Source organism: Spartinivicinus ruber (assembly GCF_011009015.1).
In the GTDB taxonomy this organism is placed as follows: Bacteria; Pseudomonadota; Gammaproteobacteria; order Pseudomonadales; family Zooshikellaceae; genus Spartinivicinus; species Spartinivicinus ruber.
This window is the reverse complement of sequence record NZ_CP048878.1, coordinates 5,752,412-5,771,293: the sequence shown is the minus strand read 5'-3', so window position 1 is coordinate 5,771,293 and position 18,882 is coordinate 5,752,412. Positions and strand designations below refer to the sequence as shown.

The 18,882-nt window shown below is 38.1% G+C and carries 11 protein-coding genes; 3 read left to right on the top strand and 8 right to left on the bottom strand.

Features of this window, described 5'->3' with window-relative positions; genetic code table 11:
- Positions 1 to 108: 108 nt before the first annotated feature.
- The 3 genes from G4Y78_RS26020 to G4Y78_RS26010 form a co-directional block, all read right to left on the bottom strand.
- Entirely contained in the window at positions 109 to 1,986 is a 1,878-nt protein-coding gene (locus G4Y78_RS26020) for a ricin-type beta-trefoil lectin domain protein (RefSeq protein ID WP_222937586.1), read from the bottom strand.
- A gap of 425 nt (positions 1,987 to 2,411) precedes the next feature.
- Positions 2,412 to 4,370: a M48 family metallopeptidase gene (locus tag G4Y78_RS26015; RefSeq protein ID WP_163835886.1), complete on the bottom strand. Its 1,959-nt coding sequence runs from the start codon at positions 4,368 to 4,370 to the stop codon at positions 2,412 to 2,414.
- Between the two features lie 40 nt (positions 4,371 to 4,410).
- Entirely contained in the window at positions 4,411 to 5,004 is a 594-nt protein-coding gene (locus tag G4Y78_RS26010; protein ID WP_163835885.1) for a LemA family protein, read from the bottom strand.
- A 342-nt stretch (positions 5,005 to 5,346) separates the two neighbouring features.
- Between G4Y78_RS26010 and G4Y78_RS26005 the strand changes: the two genes are divergently transcribed.
- Positions 5,347 to 5,907 carry a 3'-5' exonuclease family protein gene (locus G4Y78_RS26005; protein ID WP_163835884.1) on the top strand — a complete coding sequence of 187 codons (561 nt, stop codon included), beginning with the start codon at positions 5,347 to 5,349 and terminating at the stop codon, positions 5,905 to 5,907.
- Between the two features lie 52 nt (positions 5,908 to 5,959).
- Here G4Y78_RS26005 and G4Y78_RS26000 read toward each other — a convergent pair whose 3' ends face one another.
- The 4 genes from G4Y78_RS26000 to G4Y78_RS25985 form a co-directional block, all read right to left on the bottom strand.
- Entirely contained in the window at positions 5,960 to 6,724 is a 765-nt protein-coding gene (locus G4Y78_RS26000) for a substrate-binding periplasmic protein (protein WP_163835883.1), read from the bottom strand.
- Positions 6,725 to 6,853: 129 nt separating this feature from the next.
- Positions 6,854 to 8,236, bottom strand: a complete 1,383-nt coding sequence (locus tag G4Y78_RS25995; protein ID WP_163835882.1) for a hypothetical protein — start codon at positions 8,234 to 8,236, stop codon at positions 6,854 to 6,856.
- Positions 8,237 to 8,504: 268 nt separating this feature from the next.
- Positions 8,505 to 11,834: a mechanosensitive channel MscK gene (gene mscK / locus G4Y78_RS25990; protein WP_163835881.1), complete on the bottom strand. Its 3,330-nt coding sequence runs from the start codon at positions 11,832 to 11,834 to the stop codon at positions 8,505 to 8,507.
- Between the two features lie 320 nt (positions 11,835 to 12,154).
- Entirely contained in the window at positions 12,155 to 13,132 is a 978-nt protein-coding gene (locus tag G4Y78_RS25985) for a serine/threonine protein kinase (RefSeq protein ID WP_163835880.1), read from the bottom strand.
- A 148-nt stretch (positions 13,133 to 13,280) separates the two neighbouring features.
- Here G4Y78_RS25985 and G4Y78_RS25980 point away from each other — a divergent pair, with 148 nt between their 5' ends.
- A complete protein-coding gene (locus G4Y78_RS25980) occupies positions 13,281 to 14,510 on the top strand; it encodes an ABC transporter substrate-binding protein (protein ID WP_163835879.1) in 1,230 nt (409 codons plus the stop codon).
- 38 nt (positions 14,511 to 14,548) lie between these two features.
- Entirely contained in the window at positions 14,549 to 16,591 is a 2,043-nt protein-coding gene (locus G4Y78_RS25975; protein ID WP_222937585.1) for an extracellular solute-binding protein, read from the top strand.
- A gap of 44 nt (positions 16,592 to 16,635) precedes the next feature.
- Here G4Y78_RS25975 and G4Y78_RS25970 read toward each other — a convergent pair whose 3' ends face one another.
- Entirely contained in the window at positions 16,636 to 18,648 is a 2,013-nt protein-coding gene (locus tag G4Y78_RS25970; RefSeq protein ID WP_163835878.1) for a methyl-accepting chemotaxis protein, read from the bottom strand.
- Between the last annotated feature and the right edge of the window lie 234 nt (positions 18,649 to 18,882).

The following is an 18,882-nucleotide window of genomic DNA, read 5'->3' as shown; positions in this document are numbered from 1 at the left end:
AAGGGCCACGGAAGGCCCTTCAAGAGCGGCGAAGAATAGTCTGTTATTCCATATCGAACACTGGATTTATTTTCAACAACCTTTTGTGGAGCTAAAAATATTGAAAAACTATCGCCAAGACCAAGTCATATCGTGATCTGGTGTAATCATCACTTGCAAACTATCTGGATTGTAAGTGAGTGATAAATCGTAGTTGGCTAAATTCCGTAGATAGTTGCCATTCCACTGCCAACGTTGGGCTCGACTATTATTACAACGTTCGATCACTAATTTACCACCTTCGTTTATTTTTGCTGTTGCACACATATTGGTTGCATGGGCAGGGCGTAGACGACCATAACGGTCTTGCCACCATTTTTGGTTATTTCCTGAATTACAATCCCAGGCAAGAATCAAGTTGCCATCGGTTGTACCACTATCAGCTACGTCTAAACAATAGCCATCGTTAGACACTATTTGCCGCCATGTGTTACTCGGTGTATTACTATCCCCCGAGGCTCGAGCAAATAATTCGTTTACTACTGATGTTAGGGGTTGGCCATAACCAGATGCTTGTTTAGCTTTATTTTTCCAGTTTGCTGGGACGGATTGGCCTGAACTCCATTTACCAGAACCATCCTGCCAGGATTGCGCCATAGCATTAGGTGTTGGTGTCCATAAGAAGTCAGGATGGCGATTACTATACCACTCTCCACCTAAGATTTTACCTTTGTTATTTAATTCTAAGTCATAGTAATAACTGACTTTGGTAATGCCATCATATTGAGGACTATCGGTACGACGATGAGAAGGGTTGGTTTCTACAACATAAGACACATCCATTCTTACTCCAACAACATGACTAGATTGATTGCCACGGTAATTCCTAAATTTATCTTTGGTATAGCTAGATAATGGAATAGTGGCTGCTTTAGCTGAAGTATAAGTAGCGTTGGTCTGAGGGTTAAAATAAGTGACTTTATAGGACTGAAGAGGTTGGTTCCAAACCTGATAGTCATAAGTAGCATCCATAATTAAACTACGGCCAGAGATGCCTATTTGGTTAACCACTGAAATATGCCAAGTACCTGGGTTAGTATCAAAGCACACATTATTAGTTATTCGGCCATTACTATCCCGCTGAGGATTTTTTATATTACAGCGGCTACCGATAAAACGGGTATCAAACCTGGCATTAGCCCATAGTAAGGTAGCTAATGCTTTGATATCAGATGGATAAAAAGTAAGGTTTTCTCCATTAGCATCTTTAACACTTAAAGTTTTTATTGGTCGAGGTAGCATGTAAGCTGCAGGAGCCCAGCCATGACATAAACCCATCCAGCGCTCTACTTTTCCACTACGTTCATAGTAGCCTTTACCACTATTCCAAGCATTTGTTGTTAAAGTGTGATTGGAATCACCCATTAACAGGTCATATTTTTCAGCAGGGGATAAATTATCCCGTGATTGCCCGTAATAAGATGAAGTGGGCTTAGTTACATGGCTGAAATTCCAGTAATCTTTCCAGTTAGTTGGTGATGAATTCCATAAGTCACTATCGGCATAACGCCAGGCCGCTGCACCAGAATAAAGTGGCCAGTAAGTATCTGACCAAGGTTGTACATCTAGTGCGCGTTGTTTAGGAGCTTTGTTATCAAGAGTATATAAGTTACTAATAACATTATTACCTAAGTCAACTAATCGTGCAGGGTTGTCATTGTTATAATTTATTGGTGCTCTTGGGATATCTAAATTAGCATTATCTCCACTAATAATTTTTTGTCGAGTTTGATCTTTATATTGAATGTAATCTCTGTTATTGATAGCTGTATCAGAAAATAATGTGGTGGCATGCCCCATTTTAGGTGGGAGTTTATCCATGACGGCTGCAGGATCTTGATGAAATTGATCCATATAAGCTTTTATTTCTTCATTTACTCCTGCAAATGACCAGGTAGAGCACATCGCTAATGTCAAAGCTGCCAGAGGTAGCGGTTTGTTAATCATTAATAATCCCTTACTATTTTTATTTTATTTAGGTCTATTTAAAATGCCTGGCAATCTTAGTAAATAAAGATTACATTTTTATAGTCACATACTAAGAAAAATAGATAAACATTATATTGGCAGAGAATTATTTAATATTCCTAGCTAGCATGGTAGGGAGTCGTTTGAAGCGAAATAATATATACCCATCACAATTCGTTTTTAGGGGTAAAAATAAAGCGGTATACTCATAGCAAAGGGTTCTGACTATAGTGATACTCGTTGTTGCTCCTGCATAAACTGCATTCACACCATCCATGATGCTTAGTGATGGCAACAAAGCCTAGAAATCATTTGTGAAGAGTATAGTTGTGTGGAAGGATGAACTTACAATATAACCAAGGGTTGATAGACACTCTCAATGAGTATTACTAAAAAATGAGTTTTTAGTGGTTTTCTAATGATGTACTGACGATAGGAGGGATAGGGCAACCTATTAAAATGGCAATTGCCCTTAAAATTTGTACCTCTTTTAGAGTGACCTTCTGATTGAACTCAATGCAATAGCAGCAAATATTAATGAATTGTTGCTTAAGTCCTGGTGTTAGTCTTGAGCAGCATTCTAGTGCTTTGTAGAGTCTTTGGAAGGAAAGTTGAGAGGGTAACTGATCTTGGTCTATACCTAGTTTCAGCATGGTGGTTGCGAAACAGTGCTGTTGTTGTTCGGCATTCATACCAGAGACACGGCAAATAATTCCAATTATTTGAGGAATTTCATAGGTCAAACTATTAAACTGTTTTATTTCTTTAAATAACTTACCTGCACGATGAGTTTCTGCCCACTTATTAAAATAATGTTTTATAATTGCAGCAACCGCCCATTCAAATAAAGTAATTTTCTTATCTACTTGAATAATAGCAAGTAGGCTTTTTTCTAATTTAGTACGTTGTTCTAAATTACCTTGTTTTAAGGCTGGAATAGCTAATTCAACTAATGCTAATGGATCTGGAATGGCTGCTATTTTTATTTGGTTGGCAAATTGTTCTACTTTTACTGCTGTATTGGTATTTGGATAATATTGAGAAAGTAACTGTAATTGTTGTAACTGCAGGCTTTCTTCCTTAGCAAAAACCAGGGCCATAATATACAACGGTGCATCAGAAGGTGAATGAAGCCCTTGAGTAATAGTAACAGGCAAGGCTTTTAGTAACTGTTGAGCATACTGAATATGCTCCGGCTCTGGCTGGCCTATATGGTTAACTACTTGTGCTAATTGATGATGAGTCACTGCAGCGACAGAAGAACTAAAACCCATTGTTGCTGCGCTAATATTTATTTGCTCTTGGGGAGCAGCTGTTTGTTCAGGTTTCTCTTCGATTTCAGCTATATTTAATGGAGGTAAAAACCTACCATCCCAACCAGGTTGCAGCTTTTTAATACGTTTTTCTAATGGTGGATGAGAAGCAAACAAACTGGCAAAAAAACCAGATGAACTGCTGCCAAACATCATATGACTTACTTCACTGGCATTAGCCGATTCCAGGTTAGTGCCTACGGAGGCTCCGCCTATTCGTTTTAGCGCATTACTGATGCCATCTGGATTGCGGGTGTATTGCAGTGCAGAGGCATCTGCTAAATATTCGCGAGTTCGGCTGATCGTTGATCGTATCCAGCTCGCAAAAAAGGTACCAATAGAGCCTGCAATTACAAAAGCGAGCCCAAGTAGAAAAGTTCTACTTTCTCTGCTTCGTCCACTATGGCCGCCTCGTAAGATAATTTCACCTAAATGGGCAATCATGGTGATACCGAATACAATGCCAATTAACCTGATATTAATTCGCATGTCGCCATGAATAATATGACTGAATTCATGAGCAATAACGCCTTCCAATTCATCACGGGTTAATCTTTCACTGCAACCACGAGTAACACCTATAACGGCATCTTCTAGCTGAAAGCCAGCAGCAAAGGCATTAATAGCTAGTTCAGAATTTAAAATATAGACATCAGGAACAGTTGTGCCTGATGCAATAGCCATCTCTTCGACAACATTTAATAGACGCTTTTCATAGAAGTTGGTGGTATTAACATTAACCTTTCTGCCACCCAATGTTGATGCAACGGTATAGCCTCCAGAGGATAATTTATACGTTTTGAATAGGCTGCCACATAATACAGCAAATGCAACACCTGCTAAACAAGCAAAAAAGAAAGGTAAATTCATCCAGTCAATTTGTAGATAAGCTTTTTCTGTGGAAGGAATAGCACCACTTTGAAAATAGTAGAAAAAAAATAACAGAGGAAAGTAAAGTATCAGACTAATACCAATAACACTTACTATAAGTAATAGTACCAGGATTTTTGTTTTTCTCTTGGCTGTACTTTGCCATTCAAAGAAATTCATAAAACTATTTAATAGGCTTATTTACCTTTTAAGTGAAAAACTAAAAAGATACCTTGGGTACTTGTTGAATTTGGGCTGAATCTTCAAACTCAAGCAGCCCAATATCTTGGGTATGACCAAACATATTGGCAAGTACGTTAGGGGGGAATGATTGTCGAAAATTGTTATAGTCCGTGACTGCATCATTATAAAACTGTCTTGCTCTAGCTACTTTATTTTCTGTACTGGTTAACTCCTCTGAGAGCTGCATCATGTTTTGGCTTGCTTTCAGGTCAGGGTAGTTTTCCATCACAACGTTAAGCTGCCCAAGTGCACCTGTTAAGGACTGCTCAGCTTGGCTAAATTTTCTGACATCATCTGGTGTTAGATGCTGTGCCAGATCCTGCAATAAATTCGCTGCTGCATTTCTGGCATTAATAACTTTCTCTAAGGTTTCTTGTTCGTGTTTCAAGTAGCCTTTGGCTGTCTCGACTAAGTTTGGGATCAGGTCATGTCGTCTTTTTAGTTGCACTTCGATTTGGGCAAAGGCATTTTTGAAAGTATTTCGTTTTTTCACCAAATTATTGTAGATGCTGATTACATATAAAACTGCGCCAATTAAGATAGCGAGGATGACGATTGCGGAGATAGACATAGTATTTGTTCTCCCTATGTGGTGCTTAAGCTTGGTATTCTAGACAGTATAGTTAGTGTATATACTCTTCGCTTTGATATAGTCTAATCACTGATAACTTAATGAAGCCAGTAATAAAACCTCACCCTTGGAATTTAACTGAATCTGCCGCTTTATAGGAGCAATATCAGTTAGCAGGTAAGGTAATAAAAGAAGATAAGTTTAGTAAAATTCATTATGTTGTTGGGATTGATGTTGTTTATGACCAGTATAGTGATAAGCTTTTTGCTGCTGTTGTTGTACTAAAAGAAACCACTAGGCAAGCAGACTAATTAGTAAATAGATTCATGAAAAAGGCTAATCATGACTAAACCTGAAATATATGTAAGTACTGACATTGAGGCAGATGGTCCAATTCCTGGTCCTCACTCTATGCTAAGTTTTGCATCAGCAGCCTATACGGCAGAAAAGAAACTGATCAAAACTTTTTCAGCCAATTTAGAAACATTGCCTGGGGCTAATGCTCATCCAGAAACCCAAGCTTGGTGGGATAAAAACCAAGAGGCCTGGCAAGCTTGCCGAGAAAATTGTCAGCCCCCAGAAGTGGCAATGAAGGACTATGTGACATGGCTAAAATCATTACCAGGTAAACCTGTATTTGTTGGTTATCCTGCTACCTATGACTTTATGTTTATTTATTGGTATTTAATCTACTTTGCTGGAGAAAGTCCATTTTCCCATTCAGGGCTTGATATAAAAACTTATGCAATGGCCGTACTAAAAACCAACTACCGAGAGTCAGCAAAAAAAAATATGCCAAAGCGCTGGTTCGATAAACTTCCACATACTCATGTAGCACTGGATGATGCTATTGAACAAGGGGCATTATTTTGTAATATAATGCGAGAAGCGCATAATAAATGATCTATTTTGAGTGGTAATATTGGAAAACCAACAAGAAAAAACTACATAAGTCCTATGGTTTGTTAACAGCCCCCAGCTGATTATTTTTAGTTGGCTTGTACTTGCTTATAATGGTTAACATAGTGTTGTTTGAAATTATTTCTTGAGAGGCGTTCAGAAGCTCCTGTACTATTTCAGGGGCGCCTTTAGAAAATACACAGTGCAAAGGGTATTTCTTGTCAACTAAGGAGCTTAGTCGTAATCCAGTGGCAACGCCTTGTTTTTTTAAATAATTAAACGAAATCTCATTATCAATTAAAGTATGAACTCGCCTTAACTGTAAAATATTATACATTGCTGTCGTTTTTTGTTTATTTACTCGTTTACTAATACCTTGCTCAAATAGATCAGTAACTTTGTTGCTATATACGTAACCAAGATGTGTTGCAATACTTTTTCCTTTTAGCTGGCTATAGTCAGTTATGTCTGAGACCTCTTGAGGAATAATGAAGTATTCTTTTCGGTGAAACATCTCAGGTCCCCAATGGAACCGCTCTGGTTTGTTTACCCACATTGGATTGTGAAAGCAGATCATGTGTATTTTTACAGCGATGAGGAAGTCATCGACTCTATTAGTAGGCAACTTCATGAAGTGTGGCTGCTTATTCGCAGCTAATACAATAGCTTGAGCAACGTCATAAACTAAACCGCCAGACAGCTTTTCATTAGTCAGCTCATGAAAGGGAGGGCCATGAACAACATAACCAACTTTAACTTGATTACCTACTGTATTAAGTGCATAAAAAAAACTTAATACAGCAGTAATGAATTTACCCATGATATAGTTTTAACTTGATTTTTTTGAAATCTTTCTTTTATGGGATTGTAAAATAAAAAATATTTAGAGCTCTGTGTCTCTAAGTTAGATAATAGATAGGAAGTATAGATATGCAAGCTTTGCTGATATTTAGGTTGAGTATGTCTTCTTGTTAAGCCGTAATTTTTCTACATGCGTCACACCTTCTTTATTAATAGATATTTTGTAGGCTATATTTTTAATAATCTTTTTTTTCTGCTTTATTTCAGCAATTAAGTAAGCATTATATAGCCGTCTTGTTTGTAAGGAGATAACATCATTATCTTTAGTAAAAGCTGGTATTTCTTTATAGGCTTCATCAAGATTTTCAAAATATCTGCTCATGTTTACTCTGATGATATTTTGGATTGCATAGCCTGTATTTTTTATCTCATCTTGTAGTTTTGTGCGATATAAACATCTAAGTTGCATAACATCTTCTGGTTGATACTTATCAATTTTGCTGCCGAGTTTACTATATCTGAGCTGTTGTACAGAGTTTGGAAGTTTAGTGGAGTCAGTAATATGAAACCATTCTTTAATATTGCCAATTTTATTGCTTTGGGTTTCTAAAATAATATTATTATCTGGAAAGTAATTTGATAAAATATTATTAATAATTAACTTTAGTCTGTCCTTGAGTCGGTCTCTAATAGCATAACCAATAATAGCAAATGCCATTAAATATAATCCGCCTCGGCTAACAGTTTCCCAATTTGAGGCAGCGACTCTTTCAACAGTAAAACCACATATCGCAGCAAAAATTGCAGACAATACAGCAATAGGTTCTTTAAGGCGTTTAATTACAACCTTGTTGTTGCTTGTGTCTACAAACATTTCAGATTGAAAGTATTTCTTTAACTTACTGATTTTAACCAAATACTCTTCTGCTTCTCTTTCATTGGGTAGTTCGGTATTTAATCGTATTTTTTTTGAGTAATATGACTCGTTATTAGTAAGTTTTTGTAATGACTGGTTTATGGAGGCGTACTCTGGTTCTATATTGGGATTTAAAGTATGATTGGTTATATTGGTTTTTATTGAGTAAATATAACAAACATTTACATAATTTAAAAAGGTGGCAAAATTTAAGCGGTGCTCGGGATTTGATAAAGATAGGCATGATTGCCATATACTTTTGTTGACTTCAGTAATTTGGATTATATCCTGGGTTAATTGAGTAATATTATTTAATCTCACTTCAGGGTTGGTTTCGTGGGCTAGTCGTCTAATAATTTTAGTATGTGTTTTGGTTTTCTTTTTAATAATATCCCACCAGTAGGCACCTAATTTTCGAATAACCTTTAGATCATTGTTATGATCTCGGGTAGCGGTATTTATAAAAGACTGCTCATCTAATATTTGGCTTTTGAGCGACTTAGAAGATAAAGTTAGCCTAACACGACTACTAATGTATGAGTAAGCTTCTTCTTTATTAAGGTTGGTTATACCTAAAGTACGTGGTGCGATAAAGTAAAAAGCAACATCTGACACCTCATGCTTAGTTTTGGGTATAAGTAGCGACTTTATTTCCAGATTATGAGTGTCATGCCGGGAAACTGTAATTTTATGCTTCATTTTATTGTAGGCTGACTTTCTCCCATTTAAATTAATGCAAAATCTATGGGACATACTTATATAAGAATAGGGAATTTTATATGGAATTCAAGTAGGAAATACACTTGATGTGTGTTATAGGTTGCTGAAGTAGAGAGGGTGACCACCTTCCTTGGTGGTGTTTGGATAAGCGAACTGCCTAAAACTATTTTTCATCCTCTTCTGGTTTAGGCAATGCTTGCTGTGGCCATTCTTTTATATGTATATCCTGTTGTGGGAAGGCTATTTCGATATTGTGCTTAGCAAATAGTTCATTTATTGCTCTGTTAAGTTCATCTATAACAGGTAAGCGGTCTCGCAGCTCTTGTACATGAATACGAAGCTCATGGTTTAAAGTGCTATCGCCAAAAGCCAGGAAATATACATCGGGTGTAGGGTCGTGTAATACTTTGGGATGTTCATGAGCTGCTTTTAACAGTAGCTTACGGGTTAAGTTTAGGTCTGACCCATAAGCAACACCGACATTAATAATAACCCGAGTGATAGGGTTAGACAGAGACCAGTTGATTAGCTGATCCGTTACAAACACTTTGTTAGGGATGATAATCTCTTTGTTGTCCCAGTCGGTGATAGTTGTTGCTCGAATTCGAATTCGGGAAACCACCCCATGTTGATCCCCAATCGTGACTGTATCACCGATACGAACAGGGCGTTCAAACAAGATAATTAAACCAGAAATAAAGTTAGCGAAAATTTCTTGTAAACCAAAACCTAAACCAACACCTAATGCAGCGACCAACCATTGCAGTTTGCTCCATTCCAGGCCTAAAGTAGAAAGTGCCATGATGATACCAAACCCAGAGATCAGGTAGCGCAACATGGTGGTAAGTGCATAGGCTGTGCCTTGGCGAAGCTTCATTTTTGATAGGATGGCAATTTCCAATAAGCCGGGAAGGTTACGGCTTAAAATCATCGAAACGCCAAAAATAACCAAAGAAAGCAAGAAGTCTTTAAGCTTAATCGGTACCAGCTCGGTTCCTGTTTCTGTCGTCGATTTGTACTCCCATAGAGTGAAAGTATTTAAATATTCGAATACTGGCAGTAGGCTAGACCAAATAAGGTAAAATACACCGACTAAGACAGCGAGCATAGCTGCATTAATTAGTCGGGTCGATTGACTGCTGATTGCTTCAATATCGATGGTGGGCTCTTCAAATACTTCCTGGGCTTGCTCGGCATCTCGGCTGGCTGCTCGTTTTTCTAGTGCCCGCTGGAAAGCCAGGCGACGGGCTGCAACATGTAAATTACGAATAATTAGCGCATGAATAATGGTCCAACCAAGCAATACATATAGTGATGCTAGCAATAAACCTTGTACTGTGAGTGCAGTATAGAAATATCCCATCAAGGTCAGTACAACCATTGCAAGTGGCGTAAGGGCAAAGAAATAACCAAACAGGTAATGCAAAATTACAGACTTAAATAAATGTACTGGTGGCTGAATTAACCTGATGAGAGCCATGCTTAATAATAAAGAGGCAACCATAAAAGGTATTTGGCCGATAACATCGCTATCCAAGGCTACCATTAAATAAGAAGAGGCTGCGGTAATAAAAGCAAGGGGTATTAATCCTAGTGCAAGCCTTCTGGCGTTGCGATGAACATGCTCGCTGACTTCAGGCTTCCATTTAAAGTGTTCAGTGGTAATGCCCCCAGATTTGGTGATTTCTTTTAGCCAAATAACACATAATGATGCAATGGCTGCAGCAATAAATCCATCACTTAAGGTTTTGCTTAAGGTATTATTGTCACTGCCGTTGATGAAGTAGCCTAAAGCAAATAAGGCAAGTGGTACTGGCATTGAGTGCATTAGGCTGACGGCCAGTACTTTAGGGGTTACTGAGAGATTGTCTCGCTGTACTTTACCTACTTTTTCTGTTTGCCATTGCTGGTAGTTAGCCAGTGACTGACGACGGAAGATACAGAATAGGATTAGCACTAAAAACATCAAGGCAAGAGGCCAACGGATTTGTACATTAATAATTAATGATTCCCATGGGCTTCCTTTTAGCTTGCTTACTTGGTCACTGAAGTTATCTGAAAAATTTTTAAACCAGTCAATATCCATTTGGTCATTACTAGCAATCCAGAACAGTTGTTTCTGTAACTTGACTGCTAGATCATCGCGATTTTTTTCTAATGACTTTTGGTCACCAGCTAAATCTATTGCTTCTTTTAAAAGTTTGTCATGTTGATTAATTAGACTGTCGAGTAACTCTTTTCTAGTATTAATGAGCTTGCTAATTTCATCTTCAATGAGTGCTCGTTCTTGTTTGGGGATGTCTTCTGGTAATTTTTGGATTATTTTTTTTGTGTAATCGTCTTCCAGCTGTTTTTTTTCTTCATCTAACTGAAATTGATTAAAACGAAGGTTGGTGATAACCTCTGGTAAGTCTTGAACAAACTCTGTTTTAGGTAAGTTTTGTTTTTGCTTGCGGAGGAATTTACCGAGATTATGGCTGCCGCCTAATAAAGCGGTTTGCTGATCAATATCTTGTTGAATTTTTTTGATAGTCTCATGTGCTTGCTTAATTTCAGAAACTTTTTTGCTATATTCACCAATTTTTTCGGCTACTTCTGATAAAGCATTGCTATGTTCAAGGTTTTTCTTTGCTTCTTTTTGTACAGAAGAGTGTTTCTTAGTAATAGACTCGGTTACTTTAGTTGCAGAATCAAGCACTTTCTTAGCTTCTTCCGTACGCTTTTTAATAACCAGTGCTTCCATTGCTTTGACTTCTTTATCCAATACTTTTATTTGAGCACTAAGCCGTGCTTCTTGGGCTTGAAGTAACTTTAGGCTTTTGCTGCTGTTACGGTTTTGCAGTCTTAGTATTTTATTTTTTTGTTGTAGCAATTCAATCTGGGCTAAACTTTGTTGAGCGCGTTCGTCAGGGAAACTGTCGCTATCATCACCACTTTCAATATCTCGAATGATCGCGTTCAGCTCTTCAAGGAGCTCATTATTTTTTCTTGTATCTTCTTTAGTTGATTCTGGTAACTTTTGGGTTATAGTTATCAGGCTTTTGATTCGGTCGAGTTGGCTTTGGAATTCTGCCAGTTGTCCTTGCTTATCACTAATGGTCTCATCAAGAGTTCTAGAGTCCATATTATTGAACTTTTGTAATAGAGCGTCCCCTTCTGGAATCTTGATTTTTGCAACTTCAGCTTCTACTTTCTTGAGTTTGGCTGGAATTGCTTTGTATTCCGCACGAAGCTGCTTGTATTTTTTTTCTGACTTCTCAATATTGTTTAAATCGTCGATAGTTTTTTCAATAATATCGCGAAGCGCTTGTTCCTCGCTTTCCTCTAGCTTCTTTTTTTCTAAGCGTTTTAATGAATCAGTTAAGGCGCTAGTGGTAGGCAAGCTAGTCTCATTACCGGCTGCACTTAAATAGAGGGGTTGTAAAAACAGCAACAGTAACACTAAGCTGACAGGAAATTGCTTAACTACACGTTGTATAGATTGGTATAACATAATGACCTAGCTACTCACCATTAACATTACTAAGATTCAGCTAATGTAATTCGAACTAATAAGTTGTTGTTGTCTTTATACTAGCCCGCATTACTTGGCTAGTACTACTACAACAGCTGTATGACCTTCTTATAAAGCGACCCATTGTAAGCTAGTTCTCTAGCCTCGCTTAATCTTTTGATGATATTTTGCCAAACAGTTCTATAGGTAAAAGTCGCTAGTGGTGTATGCGTAAGGCTGAGCTGGCGAGGTGGAATGTATTGCTTACAGTGAGTCAACAGCCCTCGTCCAGAGGGCTTACAGAAGAAGGGATATGGTAGCTAATATAAGCTAAGTGGTGCTTCTTGCAAGGAAGCCAATTGTTCCCTTAGCTCTAAAATATGATCAGCCCAATAACGTGGGGTGTTAAACCAAGTAAAACTATGTGGAAAGGCAGGGTCATCCCAGCGTTTAGCCAGCCAGGCACTGTAATGCATCAGCCGTAAGGTACGAAATACCTCTATTAGTCGTAGTTCACTGGTATTGAATGTATAAAATTCATTGTAGCCATCTACTAGCTCTGAAAGCTGAGCTGTTTGATGCTGGCGATCTCCAGACAGAAACATCCATAAGTCTTGAATAGCAGGTGCCATGCGGCTATCGTCAAAATCAACAAAGTGAAATTGATCTCCACGGGTTAAAATATTGCCTAAATGACAATCACCATGGATACGAAGAGTGGTTGGTTCGAGACCAGTTTGCCAAATAGCTTGTACTTGTTTAATACAGTCTTCAGCTAGTGTTTGATATGCCTTAGTCAAGTCAGCAGGGATAAAGTTGTGTTCTAATAAAAACTGATAACTGTTAATGCCATATTGCTCAATGGAAATGCCAGGGCGAAAATGAAAAGGTTTGACAGCGCCAACCTGATGAATTCGTCCTAGCAGCCTACCCAGTTGAAGTAAAGTTTCAGGATCATCACATTCAGGTGCATGTCCCCCATAACGGGGAAATAAGGCAAATTGGAAACCTGCAAATTCATGCAAAGTGGAGCCATTAATGGTGATAGGTTGCACAGCGGGTAGTTCAACTTCTGCCAGTTCAGTAATAAATGTATGTTCCTCTAAAATTTGTTCACGACTCCAGCGATCGGGCCGATAGAACTTAGCAATCAGGGGAGTAGCTTCTTCAATGCCAACTTGATAAACCCGGTTTTCATAACTATTCAATGGGAAAATACGGTTATCACTGAGATAGCCTAATGACTCGACAGCCGTGATGATAGTGTCGGGGGTTAAGTTGTCATAAGGGTGGCTCATGCTAACCTCTGTCTGTGCATTTCAGGAATATTATTGCTAGATCTAATTAACCAACGGCTAACATATTACCTTTTGAACAGGCATAACAGCAATATTTAGCTTAGATTTATAGTTAAACATAGCTGGCAGTTGTTGGGAGCAGTGCTTGATGAAAAAATTAGGGCGGGTACTTACATTGTTCATTTTGCTGTTTAAGCTACCGGTTATCTGTGATGCTGAAGAGGGAATTCAAGGCAATACAATTTATTTTGGTTCGGTACTGGCGTTAAAAGGTAATGCAAGAGATTTGGGATTAGGGATGAAGGCAGGCCTGAATGCAGCACTAAAAGGCAAAACAGTTGGTGGACTAAAAATAGAAATACTATATAAAAATGATAATTATGAACCAGACCTGGCTGTTAAGGCTACTCAAGAGCTAATAAATAAACCAGTTTTTTTAATGATAGGTAATGTTGGTACGCCAACAGCTAAAGTAACGTTGCCATTATTAGCAGCGCATAATATCCCTGCAGTTGGTTTTTTTACAGGGGCAGGATTATTACGGCCAGGGGTAGCCCCTACAGTTAATTTTAGAGCCAGTTATGTGCAAGAAACAGGAGCAGTTATTAACGCGGCTATTCAAAATGGTATCAAGCCAAATGAAATATGTGCTTATGTACAAAATGATGCATATGGCATGGCAGGACTAACGGGAGTTAAAAATGTGCTAGCTAATCAGAGTAATACTGAAAGTATTATAAAGTTGCTCGATCAAATTATCAGGACAAAAGGGAGTGAGCCAAAACGAAATAATATTGGTCCTGTGGGAACGTATACCAGGAACACTAAAGAAGTGGTTAGTGGTTACGCGTCACTAAAAAAATGGGAAAAAAATAGTGCTACAAAATGCAAACTGGTTGTTACTGTTGGCGCATACGAAAATATAGCTAAGTTCATTTGGCATGCTAACTACAAGCAGCGTGAACACTGGATTATTAGTGCAGTTTCTTTTACAGGGGCTGATAATCTGAAACGGTTTCTTTCTCATTATAAGTCATCAAAAAATGTTCTAATGACACAAGTGGTTCCACTAACTGACTCAAACCTGCCCATTGTAGAAGAGGCTAAAAATGAAATTGGTAGACGGTTTGGTTATGTCTCTTTGGAAGGCTTTATCGTTGGGAAAATGTTGTTAAAAATTATGGAGGATATTGCTCCACCAATAACACGTGGAAAGTTTTTGAAGCAAGCAAGACGGTCAAAGTTTAACATGGGTGGTGTTGCTATTGACTTTACAAAAAATGGTTATCAGGGCTCAGATAAAGTAGAAATAAGTGTTTTGGGTAATGATGGGTTTGAAACTTTATCTAGTGATTTTTGGAAAAAAGCGATTAACTAGCAACATGTTTACCACTAATTATATTTTGTATTATTGTTTTGATTAAACTTAGAAAGACAATATATTTATATCTCGCAATTTTGATTTCTCAGCCTGTTTTTGCAAAAAAAACTGTAGTCTTTGCTGCATTTGAACAAGAGCCATATATTGGCCAAAGTTTATCAAGTAATGGCTATGTTGCAGAGTTAGTACAAGCAGTATATAGCCTTGCTGGGTATGAAACCAAAATAAACTTTTATCCGCTTGCCAGGGCAAAAGCGTTAGCTAAGCAAGGCAAAGTAGATGGCTTTTTACCTTTCTATCAGCAACATGCAGTTAGTGAAAGCTTTGTGCTTTCAAGCCCTTTTCCTGGGAGTAGTATTGGGTTAATAAGGAAAAAAACTTTACAGGTTGGTAAGTCACCTGAATTGATTGATAGGTCTTGGCATAAAAGAATTTTTCAAAGTAAGTATAAATTTGGTGTGGTAAGAGGAACGGAGGATATTTTACAAAACTATAGTGGAGCACAAAATATACAAATGGATGTTGTGAGCAGTGACATTCAAAATATTGATAAACTCGTTGCCAATAGAATTAATTTTGCTGTAATTGATAAATACACAGCGGCAGATTTGCTGGTTAATAAGCGACCTCATTTGATTGGAAAGCTTGAATTTATGCCTCCACCTTTACTTAACAGTCATTTTTATATTGCTTTTTCTAAAATATCCTCAGAATTCCAAAAAAATAAAGAATTATTTGATGAAGGCTTAAAAATAGTTAATGAAAATGGTGTTTTAAAAAACATTATGCTGAAACATGGCTTGAGGTCAGAAAAAGTCAATAATACATCCAAATTAAAGTTAACTATTGGTACAGTCAATAATAATGACATGATTATCATGAAAGGTTTGTCAAAACACTTTGAAGCTATGAATCCTGATGTGAAGCTGGAATGGAGAATCCTTGATGAGGATATTTTGCGTAAGCGTTTAATGGGGGATTTGGCAATAGCTGATGGCCAATTTGATATAATGACTATTGGTACTTATGAAGCCCCAATTTGGGGAGAGAGAAAATGGTTAACTCCACTGAAGAGCTTTCCAAAAGAATATGATGTAGATGATATAATTGAAAATGTAAAAAAAGGTCTATCTTACCAAGACGCACTTTATGCACTTCCTTTTTATGCCGAAAGCTCAATGACTTATTATCGGGCTGACATATTGAAAAAATATGGTATTAAAATGCCCCAACAACCAACCTATGAGAAAATAAAGGAAATTGCTGCTTTAATTCATAAACCATCTGAACAGACATACGGCATTTGTTTAAGGGGTAAGTCCGGCTGGGGGGTAAATATGGGGTTATTAGGTACGATGGTTAATACCTATGGTGGGCAATGGTTTGATAAAAGCTGGCAGCCTACCATCAACACAAAGGAGTGGCAGAATGCAGTGGCGATGTATAAAGACTTAATTTTAAATTATGGTCCGCCACAAGTGACTAATAAAGGATTTACAGAGAATTTAGCTTTATTTGCAAATGGCCAATGTGGGATCTGGATTGATGCAACTGTTGCTGCTGGCTATTTATACAACCCAAAATACTCAAAGGTGTATGATAAACTGGGATTTGCTAATGCCCCCATTGCAAAAACAGCCAAAGGAGCCGACTGGCTTTGGTCGTGGGCACTTGCTATACCGGCTTCTTCCAAGAAAAAGCAGGCTGCATTTAAATTTATTACCTGGGCGACTTCAAAAGACTATATCAAGCTGGTTGCACAGCAAGAAGGATGGGTAGCAGTTCCACCTGGTACCAGAAAGTCTACCTATCAGAATAAGCATTATTTACAAGCAGCTCCTTTTGCGAAATTTGTATTTAATGCTATACAATCAGCAGACCCTTATGATGCTACTCTAAACCCTTCACCCTATAAAGGTATTCAATATGTTGGAATACCTGAATTCCCTGCAATTGGTCATCAAGTGAGTTTAAAATTAGTTGATATGTTAATGGGGCTTATTAACATAGAGCAATTCTTACAAGCAAGCCAAAATATAGCAAAGCAACAAATGAAAGATTCTGGTTATATAGAGTAGTTTGTAGGGTGTTTTTTTATTCTTAACATTCTCAACTGCCTTTACTACACCCTAAACCGTTTAACTTGTTCATCCAATTGACTGGCTTTACTTAATAAGTGTGTAGTGGCATCTGCATTTTGTTGAGTTTGATTAGTGGCGAGTTGAATTAATTGTGAAATTTCCTCAATGGTTGTTGCTATTTCATGGGTGACATTGGACTGCTGTTCAGTTGAGGCGGCAATTGAGGTGATCATGCTAGCTACATCATTAACATGGTTGACAGCTTCTTCAATTGACTGCCCTGCGGCCTGAGCATTGTCAGTACCTTGTTCTACCAGTTGAATGCCATTAGCCATAAGCTTTACTGCTTCGCTGGTTTCTTGTTGAATAGCTTGAATTGAGCGAGTAATTTCTTCGGTTGAGGTGCTGGTGCGCTGAGCTAATTGTCGTACTTCATCGGCTACCACTGCAAACCCTCGACCTTGCTCGCCTGCACGAGCTGCTTCAATAGCAGCATTTAGCGCTAATAAATTGGTTTGCTCTGCAATGTCACGAATTACTTCGGTAATACGGCCAATTTCTTCGCTTTTCGCATTTAAATTTTCGACTGCCTGGTTGCTGCTCATCACGGCTTGTTGAATATCTTGGATAGTTGTGATGGTTGCTTTGAGTTTATCTCCACCTACATTGGCAATATTGGCAGAATCTTGAGCATGGTGTGATGCATCTGCTGTATTTTGTGCCACTTGATTGGCTGCTGCTGATAATTGGTCTACTGCACTGGCTATGGTAGTTATTTTTTCATTTTGATGTTGCATCGAATCTGCTATTTGTTTATTGGCTTCAGTTAATTGAGCTGTTCCCTGGTTTACGTCTTGGGTTGTATTATTCATTTGTTCAACCGATTGACGTAGATGATTTGCCATATGGTTAATTGATTCAGTCAGGTTGCCTATTTCATCTTTGACTTTGACGGGTAAATTTTTTCCAGAAAGATCACCATTGGCAATTTCATTTGCCTTACGATTAAGTGGTACTAAGGCACTGACTAGCTGTTTACTCAGTATCACTCCAATAATAATGCTGACTAACAGTGTTGCTATGCTGGCACTAATGACAGTCAGGCTGATTTTTTCTATGGCTTCACCTAGTACCATGGTATCTTGTTGAGTTAATTGATTTTGTTGTTTGATAATTTCAGTAATTTGCTCAACTCTAGGCACAGCTTCTGTTGCCATTAAGTGATAAGCTTTATTCCAGTCGTTGCCTTTACGTAACTTGATCATTTCTTCGGGTAGTGGAGCAAACAGCTGACGCATTTTAAGATAAAGCTTCCAAATGCGAACTTCTGTTTCTGTAAACAAGTAAGTCATGTCTTCAACTGGCTTTAGTTTTGTCTGGTTTATTTGCCAGTTGGCTTGGAATTTTGCAGCGAAACGATTATCACCTGTGATTAAAAAGTCCTTTAAATTCGAAATACTATTACTTAATGAACTGTGGCTATCAGCAAATAATTTAAGGAGATGCTTGCGTTTAGGGGTGGCTATTTGTTGGTCTTCTTCGTTCATTAAAATATTAAGTTGATCTAAAGCGGTATCTGCGTAAGGACCTGCATCGTTTAATAGCATTGTAATCGCAGGTATGTTTGCTTCTGTATGGCTTAGTGCTTCTATTTTATCTTGCCATTGTCGTAACTCTGTCATGATCGGACTGAGCTGATTTAAGCTATCACTCAGTTGATGGTCTTTTTGACTTGGTCGATTAGCTAGTTGGGTGAGTTGTTGTTGAGATTGCTGAATAGTTTCCCATGCTGATATGCGTTGTTTTTTGAATTTTTCTGCCTGTGCTGGTTGGTTGCCTAGAATTAAATAGCCCCGTAAAGCTGCGATTGAAGTATATAAGCCATTCAGTAACTCTTTACTGGAATTAACAACCACAAACTGGTGTTCAATCAGGTAGCTTTTTGCCTGGTTAATTTGGGTCGTGCGCTGCAGAGTTAAGAAGGCAGTAGCAGCGATCAAGGCAATGATTGTACCAAACCCAATGACTAGCTTTGTGGTGAGAGAGAGTTTCATTGTTGACGTTGTTTTTCAATATTACTACTGGTTCAAGTGTAGATGATAGGAGATAAGGGCATCTCTAAAAATGTACTTTTTCCGCAATAGCGGCGTTTGCTCCGTACTCAGGTCCTCATGTATTCCCTATACACTGCGGCCTTCGGCAACTGCTCCATGCGTTGTTCTAACTTCTGCATCCATGCAGTCGTCCGTGCGGTGCTGCCTTGCTCTAGCGAAAACATTACTATTTTT

Bases quoted from the DNA above. Each gene is read 5' to 3' on its own strand.
- G4Y78_RS26020 (WP_222937586.1), bottom strand. From the start codon at position 1,986: ATGATTAACAAACCGCTACCTCTGGCAGCTTTGACATTAGCGATGTGC.
- G4Y78_RS26015 (WP_163835886.1), bottom strand. From the start codon at position 4,370: ATGAATTTCTTTGAATGGCAAAGTACAGCCAAGAGAAAAACAAAAATC.
- G4Y78_RS26010 (WP_163835885.1), bottom strand. From the start codon at position 5,004: ATGTCTATCTCCGCAATCGTCATCCTCGCTATCTTAATTGGCGCAGTT.
- G4Y78_RS26005 (WP_163835884.1), top strand. From the start codon at position 5,347: ATGACTAAACCTGAAATATATGTAAGTACTGACATTGAGGCAGATGGT.
- G4Y78_RS26000 (WP_163835883.1), bottom strand. From the start codon at position 6,724: ATGGGTAAATTCATTACTGCTGTATTAAGTTTTTTTTATGCACTTAAT.
- mscK (WP_163835881.1), bottom strand. From the start codon at position 11,834: ATGTTATACCAATCTATACAACGTGTAGTTAAGCAATTTCCTGTCAGC.
- G4Y78_RS25985 (WP_163835880.1), bottom strand. From the start codon at position 13,132: ATGAGCCACCCTTATGACAACTTAACCCCCGACACTATCATCACGGCT.
- G4Y78_RS25980 (WP_163835879.1), top strand. From the start codon at position 13,281: ATGAAAAAATTAGGGCGGGTACTTACATTGTTCATTTTGCTGTTTAAG.
- G4Y78_RS25970 (WP_163835878.1), bottom strand. From the start codon at position 18,648: ATGAAACTCTCTCTCACCACAAAGCTAGTCATTGGGTTTGGTACAATC.